This window comes from Desulfofarcimen acetoxidans DSM 771 (genome assembly GCF_000024205.1).
Lineage (GTDB): Bacteria > Bacillota > Desulfotomaculia > Desulfotomaculales > Desulfofarciminaceae > Desulfofarcimen > Desulfofarcimen acetoxidans.
Genome location: NC_013216.1, coordinates 209,537 through 222,956 on the forward strand (window position 1 = coordinate 209,537; position 13,420 = coordinate 222,956).

Annotated in this window: 18 protein-coding genes; 15 read left to right on the top strand and 3 right to left on the bottom strand. The window is 41.3% G+C overall.

Annotation, left to right across the window (positions count from 1 at the left end; all coding sequences use genetic code 11):
- The first annotated feature begins 21 nt into the window (after positions 1-21).
- From DTOX_RS25180 to DTOX_RS00980, 10 genes are all read left to right on the top strand, one after another.
- Entirely contained in the window at positions 22-177 is a 156-nt protein-coding gene (locus DTOX_RS25180; RefSeq protein WP_083773336.1) for an HD domain-containing phosphohydrolase, read from the top strand.
- Positions 178-188: 11 nt separating this feature from the next.
- Positions 189-1,019: a thymidylate synthase gene (thyA, locus tag DTOX_RS00940; RefSeq protein WP_015755862.1), complete on the top strand. Its 831-nt coding sequence runs from the start codon at positions 189-191 to the stop codon at positions 1,017-1,019.
- 74 nt (positions 1,020-1,093) lie between these two features.
- The gene (locus DTOX_RS00945; RefSeq protein WP_015755863.1) at positions 1,094-1,273 is read left to right on the top strand and encodes a hypothetical protein; all 180 of its coding nucleotides are present in this window, start codon (positions 1,094-1,096) and stop codon (positions 1,271-1,273) included.
- 39 nt (positions 1,274-1,312) lie between these two features.
- Positions 1,313-2,926, top strand: a complete 1,614-nt coding sequence (locus tag DTOX_RS00950; RefSeq protein WP_015755864.1) for a recombinase family protein — start codon at positions 1,313-1,315, stop codon at positions 2,924-2,926.
- 47 nt (positions 2,927-2,973) lie between these two features.
- Positions 2,974-3,522 (top strand): chymotrypsin family serine protease, encoded by a 549-nt coding sequence (locus DTOX_RS00955; protein WP_015755865.1) that lies wholly within the window; start codon positions 2,974-2,976, stop codon positions 3,520-3,522.
- A gap of 23 nt (positions 3,523-3,545) precedes the next feature.
- Complete coding sequence (locus DTOX_RS00960) at positions 3,546-3,938, top strand: hypothetical protein (RefSeq protein WP_015755866.1); 393 nt, start codon at positions 3,546-3,548, stop codon at positions 3,936-3,938.
- Between the two features lie 86 nt (positions 3,939-4,024).
- Positions 4,025-5,635 carry a DUF3794 and LysM peptidoglycan-binding domain-containing protein gene (locus DTOX_RS00965; protein WP_015755867.1) on the top strand — a complete coding sequence of 537 codons (1,611 nt, stop codon included), beginning with the start codon at positions 4,025-4,027 and terminating at the stop codon, positions 5,633-5,635.
- A 415-nt stretch (positions 5,636-6,050) separates the two neighbouring features.
- Positions 6,051-6,791 (top strand): hypothetical protein, encoded by a 741-nt coding sequence (locus DTOX_RS00970; RefSeq protein WP_015755868.1) that lies wholly within the window; start codon positions 6,051-6,053, stop codon positions 6,789-6,791.
- A 29-nt stretch (positions 6,792-6,820) separates the two neighbouring features.
- Positions 6,821-7,123, top strand: a complete 303-nt coding sequence (locus DTOX_RS00975; protein WP_015755869.1) for a YbaB/EbfC family nucleoid-associated protein — start codon at positions 6,821-6,823, stop codon at positions 7,121-7,123.
- Between the two features lie 40 nt (positions 7,124-7,163).
- Positions 7,164-7,664: a hypothetical protein gene (locus DTOX_RS00980; RefSeq protein ID WP_015755870.1), complete on the top strand. Its 501-nt coding sequence runs from the start codon at positions 7,164-7,166 to the stop codon at positions 7,662-7,664.
- Positions 7,665-7,684: 20 nt separating this feature from the next.
- On the opposite strand, the gene DTOX_RS00985 is transcribed toward DTOX_RS00980, so the two are convergent.
- Entirely contained in the window at positions 7,685-8,065 is a 381-nt protein-coding gene (locus DTOX_RS00985) for a methyl-accepting chemotaxis protein (RefSeq protein WP_015755871.1), read from the bottom strand.
- Positions 8,066-8,209: 144 nt separating this feature from the next.
- Here DTOX_RS00985 and DTOX_RS00990 point away from each other — a divergent pair, with 144 nt between their 5' ends.
- Complete coding sequence (locus DTOX_RS00990) at positions 8,210-8,656, top strand: DMT family transporter (RefSeq protein ID WP_015755872.1); 447 nt, start codon at positions 8,210-8,212, stop codon at positions 8,654-8,656.
- 3 nt (positions 8,657-8,659) lie between these two features.
- Here the strand turns inward: DTOX_RS00990 and DTOX_RS00995 are convergent, their stop codons facing one another.
- Both DTOX_RS00995 and DTOX_RS01000 read right to left on the bottom strand, forming a co-directional pair.
- The gene (locus DTOX_RS00995) at positions 8,660-9,379 is read right to left on the bottom strand and encodes a ZIP family metal transporter (RefSeq protein ID WP_015755873.1); all 720 of its coding nucleotides are present in this window, start codon (positions 9,377-9,379) and stop codon (positions 8,660-8,662) included.
- 19 nt (positions 9,380-9,398) lie between these two features.
- Positions 9,399-9,926, bottom strand: coding sequence for a L,D-transpeptidase family protein (locus DTOX_RS01000; RefSeq protein ID WP_015755874.1), 528 nt, complete (start codon positions 9,924-9,926; stop codon positions 9,399-9,401).
- A gap of 236 nt (positions 9,927-10,162) precedes the next feature.
- Between DTOX_RS01000 and ispE the strand changes: the two genes are divergently transcribed.
- The 4 genes from ispE (at position 10,163) to spoVG (ending at position 13,305) form a co-directional block, all read left to right on the top strand.
- The gene (gene ispE / locus DTOX_RS01005; RefSeq protein WP_015755875.1) at positions 10,163-11,125 is read left to right on the top strand and encodes a 4-(cytidine 5'-diphospho)-2-C-methyl-D-erythritol kinase; all 963 of its coding nucleotides are present in this window, start codon (positions 10,163-10,165) and stop codon (positions 11,123-11,125) included.
- A gap of 100 nt (positions 11,126-11,225) precedes the next feature.
- On the top strand, positions 11,226-11,927 hold the full coding sequence (locus tag DTOX_RS01010) for a GntR family transcriptional regulator (protein ID WP_015755876.1): 702 nt from the start codon (positions 11,226-11,228) through the stop codon (positions 11,925-11,927).
- A gap of 1 nt (position 11,928) precedes the next feature.
- A complete protein-coding gene (locus DTOX_RS01015; protein ID WP_015755877.1) occupies positions 11,929-12,702 on the top strand; it encodes a nucleotidyltransferase family protein in 774 nt (257 codons plus the stop codon).
- A 348-nt stretch (positions 12,703-13,050) separates the two neighbouring features.
- Positions 13,051-13,305, top strand: coding sequence for a septation regulator SpoVG (gene spoVG / locus DTOX_RS01020; RefSeq protein WP_042316454.1), 255 nt, complete (start codon positions 13,051-13,053; stop codon positions 13,303-13,305).
- The last annotated feature ends 115 nt before the right edge of the window (positions 13,306-13,420 follow it).

Consider the following 13,420-nt stretch of genomic DNA (forward strand, 5'->3'; position numbering starts at 1 on the left):
GGAGCTGTATATGCCCATAAAATGTTTTTGCCGATCGGGTATTTGCATCAGGACATGGAAATACCGTATTATCGCCATGAGAAGTGGGATGGTACTGGTTATTCCTGTGGTTTAATAGGAAAGCAAATCCCTCTGGCTTCCCGTATTTTTGACACTGCCATTAGACTAAGAAAGTGAGGTAAGTTATTGTGAGTAAAGCAGACGATGTTTTTATCGGAATGTGCAAGGAGATCCTTGATAAAGGAATTTCTTCTGAGGGTGAGGAGGTAAGAGCTAAGTGGACTGACGGTATGCCGGCCCATACTATTAAGAGGTTCGCCGTTGTTAACAGGTATAATCTTTCAGAAGAGTTTCCCATCCTGACACTAAGGCCAACCAACCTGAAAGCTGCAATTGATGAGCTGCTCTGGATATGGCAAAAGAAATCGAACAACATTAATGATCTTAATAGCAGTATTTGGGATAGCTGGGCTAACGATGAGGGTTCAATTGGAAAAGCTTACGGGTATCAACTGGGTATTAAACATAAGTACCGTGAAGGTGAATTTGATCAAGTTGACAGAATTTTGTATGATTTAAGGCATACCCCGTATAGCAGAAGGATTATTGCTAACATGTACAACCACAGTGACCTGCATGAGATGAACTTATATCCTTGCGCTTATAGTATGACTTTTAATGTTACCGGTCGAAAACTAAATGCAATACTAAATCAACGATCTCAGGATGTTTTGGTTGCAAATAACTGGAATGTGGCTCAATATGCCATTCTTATACATATGTTTGCGCAAGTAAGCAGCTTTGAAGCCGGTGAATTCGTGCATGTTATTGCTGATGCGCATATATATGACAGACATATACCGATAATAAAGGAACTTATCCAGAGAACTTCCTATCCGGCGCCCAGGTTATTAATTAATCCGGATAAAAAACACTTCTACGACTTTACAGTTGATGATTTTCTTTTAGAGGGTTATCAGACTAATGAACAGATAAGAAATATCCCTGTCGCTGTTTGATGAAATAGTGAGTAATAGCAAATATTAATCATTTCAACACCTTTTGCATATGGTTATGCAGGAGGTGTTTTATTATGCAGAAAGATATCCCGATAACAGTAAAATTAGACAATCATTTTCATATTTTACTCTTCACAGGAGATAAAAAAATCAGTGACATGCTCGTTTTTTTAATGTATCGAAAGTTAAAGCAATTAACAAGTCAAGAAGTTGAGGAAAAGGCCAGGCAGTTAAATCAAAAGACCGGTGGTTAGATTTAAAACCGCGCTCCAACAGAACTATGGAGGTGAAATATGTCTAAACATATAGCCTTATATGCTCGTCTCAGTGTTAATGAAAACGGCGAGAGGGATGAAAGCTTGGAAACCCAGTGTGATCTTTTGAAAAGTTATGTGCAGGAAAACATTCCGGGTACTTTTCAATATTACATAGATAATGATATTTCGGGTACCTATTTCGATCGGCCGGGCTTAATCCAGATGGTCGACAATATAAACAATAACCTCGTAGATACTGTTTTGGTCAAAGATCTTTCCAGGCTGGGCCGCAACAACGGGGAGACTCTCAGCTTTCTCGATTTCCTGAAAGAAAGGAATATACGTCTCATAGCCTTGACCGATAATTACGACAGTTTTCGTGATGATGATGAGATTATCGGCATCAAAACCTGGGTCAACGAACATTATGCCAGGGATATTTCCAAAAAGGTACGCTATAACCTGAAAAAAAAGATGCAGAACGGCGAGTATTTAGGGCGGCCGCCCTTCGGTTATTTAAAGTCTTCTTTGGAAAAAAACAAGCTGGTAGTGAATGAGCAATACCGTGAGCTGATCCCTAAAATATTCGAGTTGTATATAGAGGGCCTGGGTTACCGGGCTTTGGCCGAGTATGTGCAAAAGTTAGGCATTCCCACCCCGGGTCAGGATAAAAATTATGCTAATATAACCGGAAAGTCCCGCTGGAGTGAGCAGAACATCCGGCGCATTATCAGTAATCTTGTTTACTGCGGTATCAGTGTGCAGGGAGTGAGTGAGAAAATCTCATTTAAATCCCGAAAAACCAGGCGCTTAGACAGCAGCAGGTGGGTGGTGGTACCTGATGCGCATGAACCTTTGGTTAGCCGTGAAATCTTTGATTTAGCTAACCAAATAAGAAAAAAACGCCATCTTTCAGGAGAAGGCCGCAAGAAAACAAAGACAACTTGCTTACACCTGTTCAGCGGTTTTTTAATATGTGGCGGTTGTGGCTCTCCCCACATCTTTCGAAAAAAGACCAACCGCCCCTCGGGATATATCTGCGGACTGTACAATAGATACGGAAGAACGGCCTGTACCTCGCACCATATTAGAGAAGAAGATTTGCGTGGCCTTATCCTTCAAGATATCCTAAGAGTCAGCAAGGGGGTAGACTTCCATCATAAGCTTAAGGAAGAATACCGCAAGGATTTTTCGGTTAAGGGTTCCATTGAGGAGCTAAATACACTCTCTAACCGCCTGGAAAAATGCCGGAGACAGCAAAAAACTGCCTATCTTGACAGGCTAAGAGGCATAATTTCAGAAGATTTGTTTCTATCCGCTAACAGCTTGTTGGATAAAGAGAAAGATCTTTTAGCCGGCAAAATTGAGCGCCTGAAAACACTTTCAATGCAGAATGAAGAGAGCGCCAGTGCTTACGAATTGATAATTGAAAGCTTGAAATCAGATAACCTGACAAAAAATGATATAGATCGCTCATTCTTAGAACGTTTCGTAAAGAAGATAATTGTTTTTGAGCGGGATGAGAAGGTAAACCGGAATGTTAGAGATAAGTACGGGTTAGACAGGTTTTGGAGTGAAGACGAACTGAAGACTCTGACCCGATCATTTAAAAATACACTGATAATTTATGAGCTTTCTTTAGCTGATTGAATTTGTTCAATGTGTTGTACCAGCCCGGCCCTTATGACGGAGGAACCATGTCTGATCGAATCGGGGTGCTGCATCGTTTTATTCCCTTGGTTAGAGGTGAAGAAATATCCGATTGCCAGGTGGCGCAAAATATGGCCAGAAGCCTCAATCGCCTGATGCAAATTTTTAAACCAAATTATGGGGTACGCTTGTATAAAAGGCAAAGCACAGAAAATGTGGTTGATTGTGCTCTTTGCAAACCGGATAACCCTGAATTTATTTCACCGGAAATATATGAGATAGGTAAAATAACCGGCTTGGAGCAGGTAAGTCCCGGCATCTCGGTGGAGAAAAGCGGCAGAACCAGTGGATTAACCAGCGGCAGGGTAAGTGCTGTAGGAGTAACATTACAGGTGCAAATATCTGAGACAGAAATCGGCTGGTTTTCTGAGCAGGTAGTCTGTGATATGAACTCGCAGCCAGGTGACAGCGGTTCTCTGATTGTAAATAACAATAAAAAGGCTGTTGGGTTGCTTTTTGCCGGTTCGGATAAGTTCACAATTTTTAGCCCAATAGAAAATGTGTGCAAAAATTTAGGTGTTGAACTTGTTTACTAAAAATAGAATGAAGGGGGTAACCAGTGGCTAACTCAGAAACGCTGCAAGAGGTGGCTCTGGTCTTATTGGGAACCGGTATACCTGCTATTGGCCCCAAGCTGCAAAATAAAAAGGATGCGGAGGATGTTGTACGGAGCTATGTGCTGGCAATCCATAACCTGATAATGAAAGCCGGGGAGTCGCCCTATAAAGTTCTTTTTCAAAAACAGGAAGATGGCCGTTATTCCGTACTCATGGACGGATCCGGCGCTTCCGTAAAAATATTAACCAATCTGGATGAGTTAATGCTGCGGAGATTTCGCCATGCCTTTCAAAAAAATATGTTTATCTTAACCAGTTTTTGTGAAGAGGCTAACGGTTGTTTGGAATGTTTGGCTTTAACAGAAGGATTAGGTGCGGTCTTATACGCGCCTTAAATACCCAAATAATCTATTTGTTTTTGCACACTTGATAAAACCACTCATATATTATTATGAAGACTGTCGAAAGGAGGTAAAGCTTTATGTCTAAGAAGAGCGGAGCTATGCGCAATTATATGGATTGTAATTATGAAACAGAGTATTTAAAAATCAATATGATTATAGCTGAGGATACAAAACAGACTATAGTAAAAGGAAAAGTGAGTGTTCCTGATCCTAAGCCTGATGTTGAACAAATACTTTCTGTAGAAAAGTCAGCGAGAGTGAGAAGAATAGAAGTGCTGCCGGATAAAGTTGTAGTGCATGGTTCTTTAAATTTGCAGATAGTTTATGTTGCTCGGAAACCCGATCAGTCTGTGCATTCCATGCACCATATGCTTACTTTTACAACTTTTATAGATCTGCCGGGTGTCGAACCGGATATGGATGTTGATGTCAAGCTGGAGGTAGAGGATGTCAATGTAAAACAAAGACATGATTGTAATTGTGACAGAGATTTTGATGTTGTAGCAGTAATTAAAGTTGACGCCAAAGCTACCCAGCCTGAAGAACTCAATGTAGTAGTAAAGGTACATGATAACAATGCTATAATTGAATCAGAAAGATTAAAGGTAGATCATTTAATCGGCAATGCAAGAAAACAGATTATGGTTGATGAGGTATTTCGAATTCCTGATCCCAAGCCCGATATAGAGCAAATTATAAATGTGGATGCCGAGGTAACTATCACACATAAAAAAATTATTAGAAACAAGGTAATGTTTGACGGGGAAGTTCATTTGCAGGTATTGTATGTAGCCAGAAAACCTGATCAACCGGTGCATGAACTGCATAAAGTCATTAAATTCAGTGATTTTGTAGAAGTACCCGGTGCCGGTAAACACATGAAGGTTGAAATTAAAACGACTGTGGAAAGCGTAAATGTTGATCCTGTCAAGGGAAATCCCAGGCGGCTCGATGCCGGAATAGTGTTGGAAGTAAAGGTAAATGTTACCGATCCTAGAACGGTTTATGTGGTAACTGATGTAAAAGACAGTAATTGTAAGGCAACTAAATATAATTTAAGAGTTGATCAATTAGTTGGTGAAGCAAGTACCCAGGTGGTTGTAGAAAGCACCTCAGCACCTCCGGATCCCAAACCGTGCGCGGAGAAAATTTTGGAATGCCGCGTCGAGCATATCGACATAGAAAAAGTGGAAGTTCTTTCTGATAAAGTTGTTATACGGGGTACCCTGGAAGTTAAGGTTATTTATGTAGCGATGAAACCTAATCAGTCTGTTCATGCCATGCACAAGAAGATGAGTTTCAGAACCTTTGTAGAGGTGCCTGGTGCCAGAAAAGATATGGATGTCTCTGTAATGCCTATGGTAGAGTTCGTTAAGGCTGAAACCAGAGGCCCGAAAGTATATTGTGAAGCCGTAATAAAGATCTTAGTAAGAGTAACAGAAAGCATGGACCAATCAGTAGTCATTGCCTTAGATATGAGCGAAGAACCGGAAGAAGAGCCGGAAAGCCCCGTCTGTAAACCAGGTGATATGATTTCTTATACTATCAAGTCCGGCGATACCTTTTATAAGCTGGCTATGCAGTATGATATCCCCTTGCAAGACTTATTGGACGCAAATCCCAACGTAAACCCAAATAATTTGCGGGTAGGTCAGGTTATAAATATTCCCTGTGTTGCTAAAGGTTAGTTCGATTTAAAGCGACTTTCGAGAAGCCAAAGGCACTCGTACTCGAAGGAAATTATGCGGTATTAACTCAGCTTGTGCCATATGGAATTGCACTGCATAAGACAATAACTTGTTCACAGAGCTATAATAAGCATAATTTCCTGGAGTGCAAGAAAGTCGTTTAAAGCGACTTTTCGAGCAGCCACAGGCACTCGTACTCTAAGGAAATTATGCGGTATTAACTCAGCTTGTGCCATATGGAATTGCACTGCATAAGACAATAACTTGTCCACAGAGCTATAATAAGCATAATTTCCTGGAGTGCAAAAAAAAGCTGTTAAAGGCAGCTTTTTTTTGTCAAACTTTCGGATAAGGGAGCATATATTTAGAGTGTACCCTTACCCCATCAGCTTTAAATCAGGGGAGGTGAAATTAATTGTTGTCCGGTCAAGACCAGTTGTATGATATGCATAAAACTCTTAGCCGGTTGCTGGATGTACAAAGTAAACAGGGTTCGGATCAAAATTCATTAGTAATGTTGAGTCTGGTAAATCTTATGGGTATTATTGATATTTTGAACAAGAGAGTTCAAGCCTCGCCGGCGGCGGGAGTTTCCGGCAATTTGCCTCTGGATCTGTCCTCACTGCAGACCATGCTTGGCCCGCTTTTAAATATATTTGCCAAACAGGGTCAGGGTGACTGTAAGACACAGCCGGTTGAGCGCAACATTAGCCCGAATACTGATCAGGGTTGTGTCAAAAATAATGCTTCCATGAAAAACTCCGTTCTTGAAAGTGCTAATGACCAGTCTAATAAATCTGCCAATCAGGATATTAAACCCAGAGTCGTTAATCCTTTAGGCGGTTTGTTAAATTTACTGGGGGGGGGTGGCAGTCAACCTAATTTAGTGCCTCTTCTGGCACTATTGGGGTTATGCGGTGGGGCAAACCAGCCTGTTTTAACATCACTGTTATCCTTACTGAACAACCAGTCAAATCAAAAAGCTGATATAGGTGCATTAGTGAGTCTAATCAGTGGATTAGCGGGCTCCCACCAGGCTGCGGCTCAGAATAAGGTTACCGCTAATAAAGCTGAGAGCCCCTCAGCGGGAGAGGCTCGGGGAGAGGAAAGCTGTCGGGAAGAAAAAAATAAAATTATAGTTAAAAAAGGTATCTAAATTTAAAAATAATTAAAGGAGGTATTGGATTGCTGGAGAATTTGAGCGGAGTAATAGGTGATATACAAAAAGTCCAGGAAAAACTGAAACAGATGACTGTAGAAGCAGGCACGGAAAAAGGTACTGTCCGGGTTGTATTAAACGGAAATCAGGAAATTATGGAGTTTTATCTGGACCGGGATTACCTGCGCAAGACCCCGGCTGAGGAAATCCAAAATATTATAGCCGATGTTTTTGGCAGGGCAATAAAGGAATCTAAGCAAATGGTTAAAGATGAGGCATTGAAAATCTCGAACAATCTGGGTTTGCCTAATATTCCCGGATTAACTTAGTATTCCGCTTGCCAAAGCGAGAGTGAGGTGAGAGAGTACTGTGGATGCTCATAACTTTCCTAAAAATGAGGGAGTCAAAGAAACCCTGACTTTTTTGATGGATAAGCAAGCGCTGCCGGGCAGTGATCAAGAAGCCAACCTGCTTTTAATCTGCTTGGTCAGCCTGCTGTCAATTGTAGATATTTTGCAAAAACAAATGATTAATGAGATTGCATCTGCTGCAGTTTCTTCACAACCCGGATCCGGTTTTAGCAATAGAAGCGGAAAAGGCGAACGTGTCAGTGTTGCTGAGTTAAAAACGGAAAGAAAAGCGGAAAGTAAAAATAAAGCCGTCAGTGAGCAGGAATATAAAAGAACTGCCGCAAGTGATCATTTTGTTAAGGAGCAGGTTTCTCAGGAGCAAACTCCTGGTGACGGCAATAGTAGTGTTAATGATAAAATAGTTAATAAGGTGAAAAATAAAACAGGCGACACAACCTCCAAGATTATTAAGTGGGACTCCATGCTTAAAAAGAAAGTAAAAGAGCCGTTGTCTGTATAACGGCTCTTTACTCCAGAATTTTATTGCATTTTAAACTGGCCGGACATAGTTAAAAGCTCATTGGCTACCAGGTTCAAATCTTCCGCTGATGAACTTACTTCCTGCATGGAGGCAGTTTGCTGTTGTGTAGCAGCGGCAACGTTTTGCACGCCTATGGTCATCTGCTCTGCAGCGGCTGCTACCTGGAGTACTTGTTGCGTAAGTTTTTCAATATGCTCAATGATATCGATAAACTGAGTACCGGCTTCGTTCACTGTTTTGGTTCCTGAGCTGACATTATCCGAACTGAGCAGCATGATATTTTCCGCTTTATTAGAGGAATTTTGCACTTCTTCAATAATAGTTTTGATATCCCGGGCAGCTTTTGCCGCTTCCTGGGTATCGGTGTTTACATGATCCACGTTTGAGGCTATCTCATTCGTGGTTGCTGCTGTTTAAAAAAAGAGAAAATATAGTCGAGTAAGCCGATATGATTTTATTGTTTAGAGTATATGTTTATTGTAAAGACAAACAATAAAGCAAAAACTAATGTTGGAGGTAGTTTTATGAGTGCCAGGTTAGTTGTTTTGCTTATTGCCGCTTCTTCCGGTTTGCTTATGGCTCTACAGGGTTCTCTTAATGCTTCTCAGAGTAAAATCATAGGTTTATGGGAAACAACTTTCATTGTTCATTTATTGGGTTTAGTTTTGTCTGCCTTACTGTTATTTATTTTTAAGCTGGGTTCTATAACCTGGGCTAATTTGGCCCAGGCTCCCTGGTATACATATTTAGGCGGTATTTTAGGTGTTTTGATTATTTACATTGTGGCCAGAAGCATGCCTAAGGTTGGGGTAGCGCCGGCTACAACAGCAATTATCCTGGGGCAGGTTTTTACTGCCGGTTTGATTGATCATTTAGGATTATTCGGCCTTCAGAAAATACCCTTTAGCTGGCTTAATATTGTTGGTACATTTTTAATGGCAGGAGGTGCCTGGTTAATTCTTAAACAATAATGATTATTCTAATAAGGAAAGCAATAAGAAGAAAAGCATGCCGCAAAAACCGCCTGTGAGAGCGAGCCTGCGGTGCTGATTGAATGATTCCGGGAAGAGCTTAGCAAAAACAATGTAAGTCATAGCTCCGGCGGCAAAGGAGAGGAGAATTGATATGAAATAATCGGCCAGTTGCAGCAGCCAGAGGCCTGCCAGTGTCCCGGCAGGTGTCACCAGGCTGACCAGCAAGTTAATGCCGATTATACGTTTGGCTGATTGTTTGCCCAACCATAATGGAGCGGCGGTAGCCATGCCCTCCGGAATATTGTGCAATCCTATGGCCAGTACCAGGGCTGGGCCGAGTTTGCTTGCGGTAGCAAAACCGGCCGCGATAGCCAGCCCCTCAGGAAAATCATGCAGGGCAATGCCTAGGGCTATTAGATAGCCGGTTCTTAGGTGCCCGTAATAGGAATTGGTTGCAGGCTGCCGGTTGCAAGTGAGCAACTCCAGTAACAGCAATAGCAGGAGCCCCCCGCAGAAGCCGCCAAGACAGCTGAAGATATTTCCGTAAAAATAAGCTGCCGGCAGCAGATCAAAAAGAATAACTGCGATCATTACTCCGCAGGCCAGACCGAGAAAAACAGAGAGAGACTTGCTGTTGATCTGGCCAAATGTAATTACCAGAGCGGCTCCCAGGCAGGTGCCTAAACCGGCTATCAGGCTAAGGATCATTATTTCTGCCAAGGTAGTATCTCCTTTTAGTTTAAGGTATTATCACTGTCTGTCCAGGAAAAATATGGTCAGGGTTGATATGCGGGTTAGCTATGATTAACTTATCCAATAGAATATTATTTTTTTGTGCTATCAACCAGAGGGAATCACCTTGCTTAACGATATATTCAGTAAGTGACTTACCGTTAGATACCTCCGTTGGATTAGTGTAGTAATCATTTATAGTTACTCGTGTACCAATTGCTATGTAAGGGAATATCTCTTCTATGTCCTGGTTTTGCATTCTAATACACCCGTTAGATACCGCTTTCCCGATAGAATCAGGGTTATTTGTTCCGTGAATACCATATACGCCTCCCGGAATATTTAGGCCCAGCCATCTGGTTCCAAGCATTCCGCCGGGATTAATTATCTTGTTAACTACTGAATAATTTCCGGTTGGGGTAGGTGTTGCCGGTTTTCCTACGGCTGCAGGATAATTGCGCGACAGGTTGTTGGCTTTAATATTTAGTATACGGGTACCGGTATGTATGTTTATTTGGTTAATGGAATTTGACATATTGTGACTCCTTTATGTTGATTTTTATAAAAAAATCCCTCAGTAATTGTTTACAACTTATATATATAAGTATTATCTCAATATAATACATGAAAAATATGTAATGAGGTAATAGCGTAAGCGGTTTGTTTACCACTAATAATTGGACTGGTATAATGTTATAAATACTTGTTATAGATTTTTTAGATTATTGAAGTTTTGCTTATTTAGTTTAATAGAGGAGAATGAGATTATTTATGCCTTTGGTTATACCCGCTTATGCTAAAATCAATCTTTGTTTGGATGTGCTGGGAAGAAGGGATGACGGTTATCATGAGGTAGAGATGGTTATGCAATCTATTTCTCTGCATGATTTGCTGGAGCTGTCCCTCTCGGAAGAGCAGGAAAATAATAATATGGGCAAGATTATTTTGACTGTTGCAGGTGCTGATTTGCCTGTTGGTGAGGAGAATCTGGTATTCAGGACGGCCCGCATATTGCAGGAGTATACGGGATGCCGGTTGGGCTGCTCAATACTTCTGCATAAAAAGATACCGGTTGCTGCCGGTCTTGCCGGTGGGTCCGCTGATGCTGCTGCGGCACTGCTGGGTCTTAATAAGTTATGGAATTTGGATTTAACTGTTGCAGAACTGTATGCTTTAGCAGCTAAAATTGGTTCTGATGTACCTTTTTGTATCAAAGGCGGTACAGTGCTGGCAAAAGGAAGAGGCGAGCAGTTGGCTTTTCTGGAAGCCGCACCCGATATGGGAATTATTTTAGTTAAACCTGCTTATGGAATATCTACCGGGGAGGTTTATAGCAAGCTGAATAGCGCCGTTTATCCTCAAGTTATTAATACGATGCAAAAAAAAGATATTACTAATGATACTAATGATATCCATAACATGTTATGCCTTTCGGATTTGGGACCGCCGGTACTAAGAATGATTAAAGCCATAAAAAGCAGGCAATTGCCTGCTGTATGTAAGGCTTTATATAATATTTTGGAGGAACCGGCAATGAAAATGCACCCGAACCTTTTAGATATAAAAAACATACTATTTGAACAAGGAGCGATGGGTGTTTTAATGTCCGGCAGCGGATCGACAATTTTTGGCATCACTCCTGATTTAGAGGCCGCACATCTGCTGTCTAAGGGCCTGAGTCCTTCGCTTGGATCTATTTATGCGGTGAAATTGCAGGGAGCGAGAGAAGTATGACGTGTTTAACCGGCATGCAATCAGGTATTGAAATTAGTATATCAAAAGGTTAAAATAGGTTAATTAAGGCTAAATGGGTAAGTAGTTGAGGGGGGATATTGTGGATTATCCTAAATTAAAGGAAGAACCTAAATTAATTCCAATTAAACTGGATAATTATAAACCATTGCGGGAAGTGGTTTTTGAATCTTTACGGGAAGCTATTATAAATGGGAGATTATCTCCGGGCGAACGTTTGATGGAGATTCAACTGGCCGAGGAGATGGGTGTGAGCCGGACTCCTGTGCGTGAGGCCATTAGAAAATTAGAGCTGGAAGGTTTCGTGGTTATGATTCCCCGAAAAGGTGCTTATGTAGCTGGAATCTCCATAAAGGATATCGCTAATGTTTTTGAAGTAAGAGCGGCTCTGGAGGCGTTGGCAGCCGGTCTGGCTGCGGAAAGAATAACGGAAGAGGAACTGGATGAGCTGGAACGCTACCTTGTAGAAATATCAGAGTTGCGTGAAAGCGGGAATTTGGATGCTATAGTCGAGAAAGACACTATGTTCCATGATGTTATTTACAGGGCCAGCCGCAATGAAAGGTTGGTGCAGATAGTCACTCACCTGCAGGAGCAAATTCATCGTTTTCGTACCGCTTCATTAGCAAGGCCCGGCAGGACCAGAGATGCACTGGATGAGCACAAGAAGCTTGTGGAGGCTATATCGGATAGGGATGTGGAATTGGCTCAGAAGCTGGCCAGGGAGCATATTGAAAATGCTGAGAACAGTATGATCAGTGCTGTACAGGAGGCCGGTGTCTAAAATGGTGGATGCGGTGGTTTTGGCAGGCAGCGTTAATAACGGAAAGCTAAGGGCTATTAGCGATGTACCATATGATGCACTGCTGCCAATTGGGTCCAAGTTTATGATTGAATATGTACTGGAAGCTTTGTTGCGGGCTCGCTTGGTAAACAGAGTGATTGTAGCCGGTCCCGGCAATGATCCGAGTCAATATTTAAACAAACTGTTATCAAACAGGAACAACAGGGTTAAAACTGCCCCTGCAGGTGCTTCTCTCATGGAGACATTTTCTAGTGGGGTGGCCCTTCTGCCGGGAGCGGAAAGGGTTCTGGTGGTGACGGCGGATTTACCTTTATTGACACCGGAGGCTGTAGACTGTTTTATTGAATTGTGTTTAGAAGAAGCAGCAGATTTGTTTTATCCCATTATTTCACGTGAAGCAGTTGAGCGATGCTATTCTAAAACTCACCGTACGTATGTTACTTTGAGGGAAGGGGTTTATACCGGCGGCAATATTTTTTTGGTTAATCCATCAGCAGCTAAAACTTGTCTGCATAAAGGCCAGGAGATTGTTAATCTGAGAAAGAGCCCCTTTAAGCTGTGTCGTTTGGTTGGGTTTATGTTTTTGTTAAGATTTTTAACCAAAACCTTGTCTTTAGAAGAGGGCGAGAGAAAGGTTTCCAGTTTATTGGGTATAAAAGGACGGGTGATAGTACTCGACTATCCGGAGGTAGGTGTCGATGTGGATAAACCGGAAGATCTGGAACTGGTAAAACAAGTTTTGGGAGTTGTCTAGAGTTGAAATATGTTTTAAGAATTTTACCGGAGTATTAAGGAAAATCCTTGATACTCTATTTTAATTTTAACCTTCAGCTTCAAAGCAAGAGCAAGCCGGTTTTTCTGCAGGAATGTCGAATTTGTGACAAAAAGAGACAAGCTATTGTCATAATAAAAAAAATAAACAAAATTTATTGACAAAATAGTACAGATAAAAGCCCGTTATGAAATATTTTAAAAAAATATAGGAAAAGCTTGTTAAAAGAGCATAGTAAAAAGAAGGAATTTAATGTTTTTTGGAGAAAATGTTCATGTGAGATATATAACAAAACAGAATATAGGGATTGCAGGAGGGTGGTGAGGCATGATGCATGTTACTGATGTTCGTGTGAGAAAGATACTTGCTGAGGGTAAAATGAAAGCCATTGTATCAGTAACCCTGAATGATGCTTTCGTGATTCATGATGTCAAAGTGGTAGAGGGCCAAACCGGTTTGTTTGTGGCTATGCCCAGCAGAAAGACTCCTAACGGTGAGTTTAGGGATATTGCACATCCGATAAATTCGTCAGCCCGTGAAATAATTCAGGTAGCTGTCTTGCAAGCATATGAAGAGACTGTTTAATTGTCCGGCAAACAAAATTTACAGAAGGAAGCTTTAGCTTCCTTTTTTAATTTCCGGATTTACATATAAATTTTTAGTATTATAATGTTTCCGTACACTTATAGGCAAAACACTT

Coding starts and splice junctions, on each gene's coding strand:
- DTOX_RS00990 (WP_015755872.1), top strand. CDS start 8,210: ATGAGTGCCAGGTTAGTTGTTTTGCTTATTGCCGCTTCTTCCGGTTTG.
- DTOX_RS01000 (WP_015755874.1), bottom strand. CDS start 9,926: ATGTCAAATTCCATTAACCAAATAAACATACATACCGGTACCCGTATA.
- DTOX_RS00945 (WP_015755863.1), top strand. CDS start 1,094: ATGCAGAAAGATATCCCGATAACAGTAAAATTAGACAATCATTTTCAT.
- DTOX_RS00965 (WP_015755867.1), top strand. CDS start 4,025: ATGTCTAAGAAGAGCGGAGCTATGCGCAATTATATGGATTGTAATTAT.
- DTOX_RS00950 (WP_015755864.1), top strand. CDS start 1,313: ATGTCTAAACATATAGCCTTATATGCTCGTCTCAGTGTTAATGAAAAC.
- DTOX_RS01015 (WP_015755877.1), top strand. CDS start 11,929: ATGGTGGATGCGGTGGTTTTGGCAGGCAGCGTTAATAACGGAAAGCTA.
- DTOX_RS25180 (WP_083773336.1), top strand. CDS start 22: ATGTTTTTGCCGATCGGGTATTTGCATCAGGACATGGAAATACCGTAT.
- ispE (WP_015755875.1), top strand. CDS start 10,163: ATGCCTTTGGTTATACCCGCTTATGCTAAAATCAATCTTTGTTTGGAT.
- spoVG (WP_042316454.1), top strand. CDS start 13,051: ATGCATGTTACTGATGTTCGTGTGAGAAAGATACTTGCTGAGGGTAAA.
- DTOX_RS00955 (WP_015755865.1), top strand. CDS start 2,974: ATGTCTGATCGAATCGGGGTGCTGCATCGTTTTATTCCCTTGGTTAGA.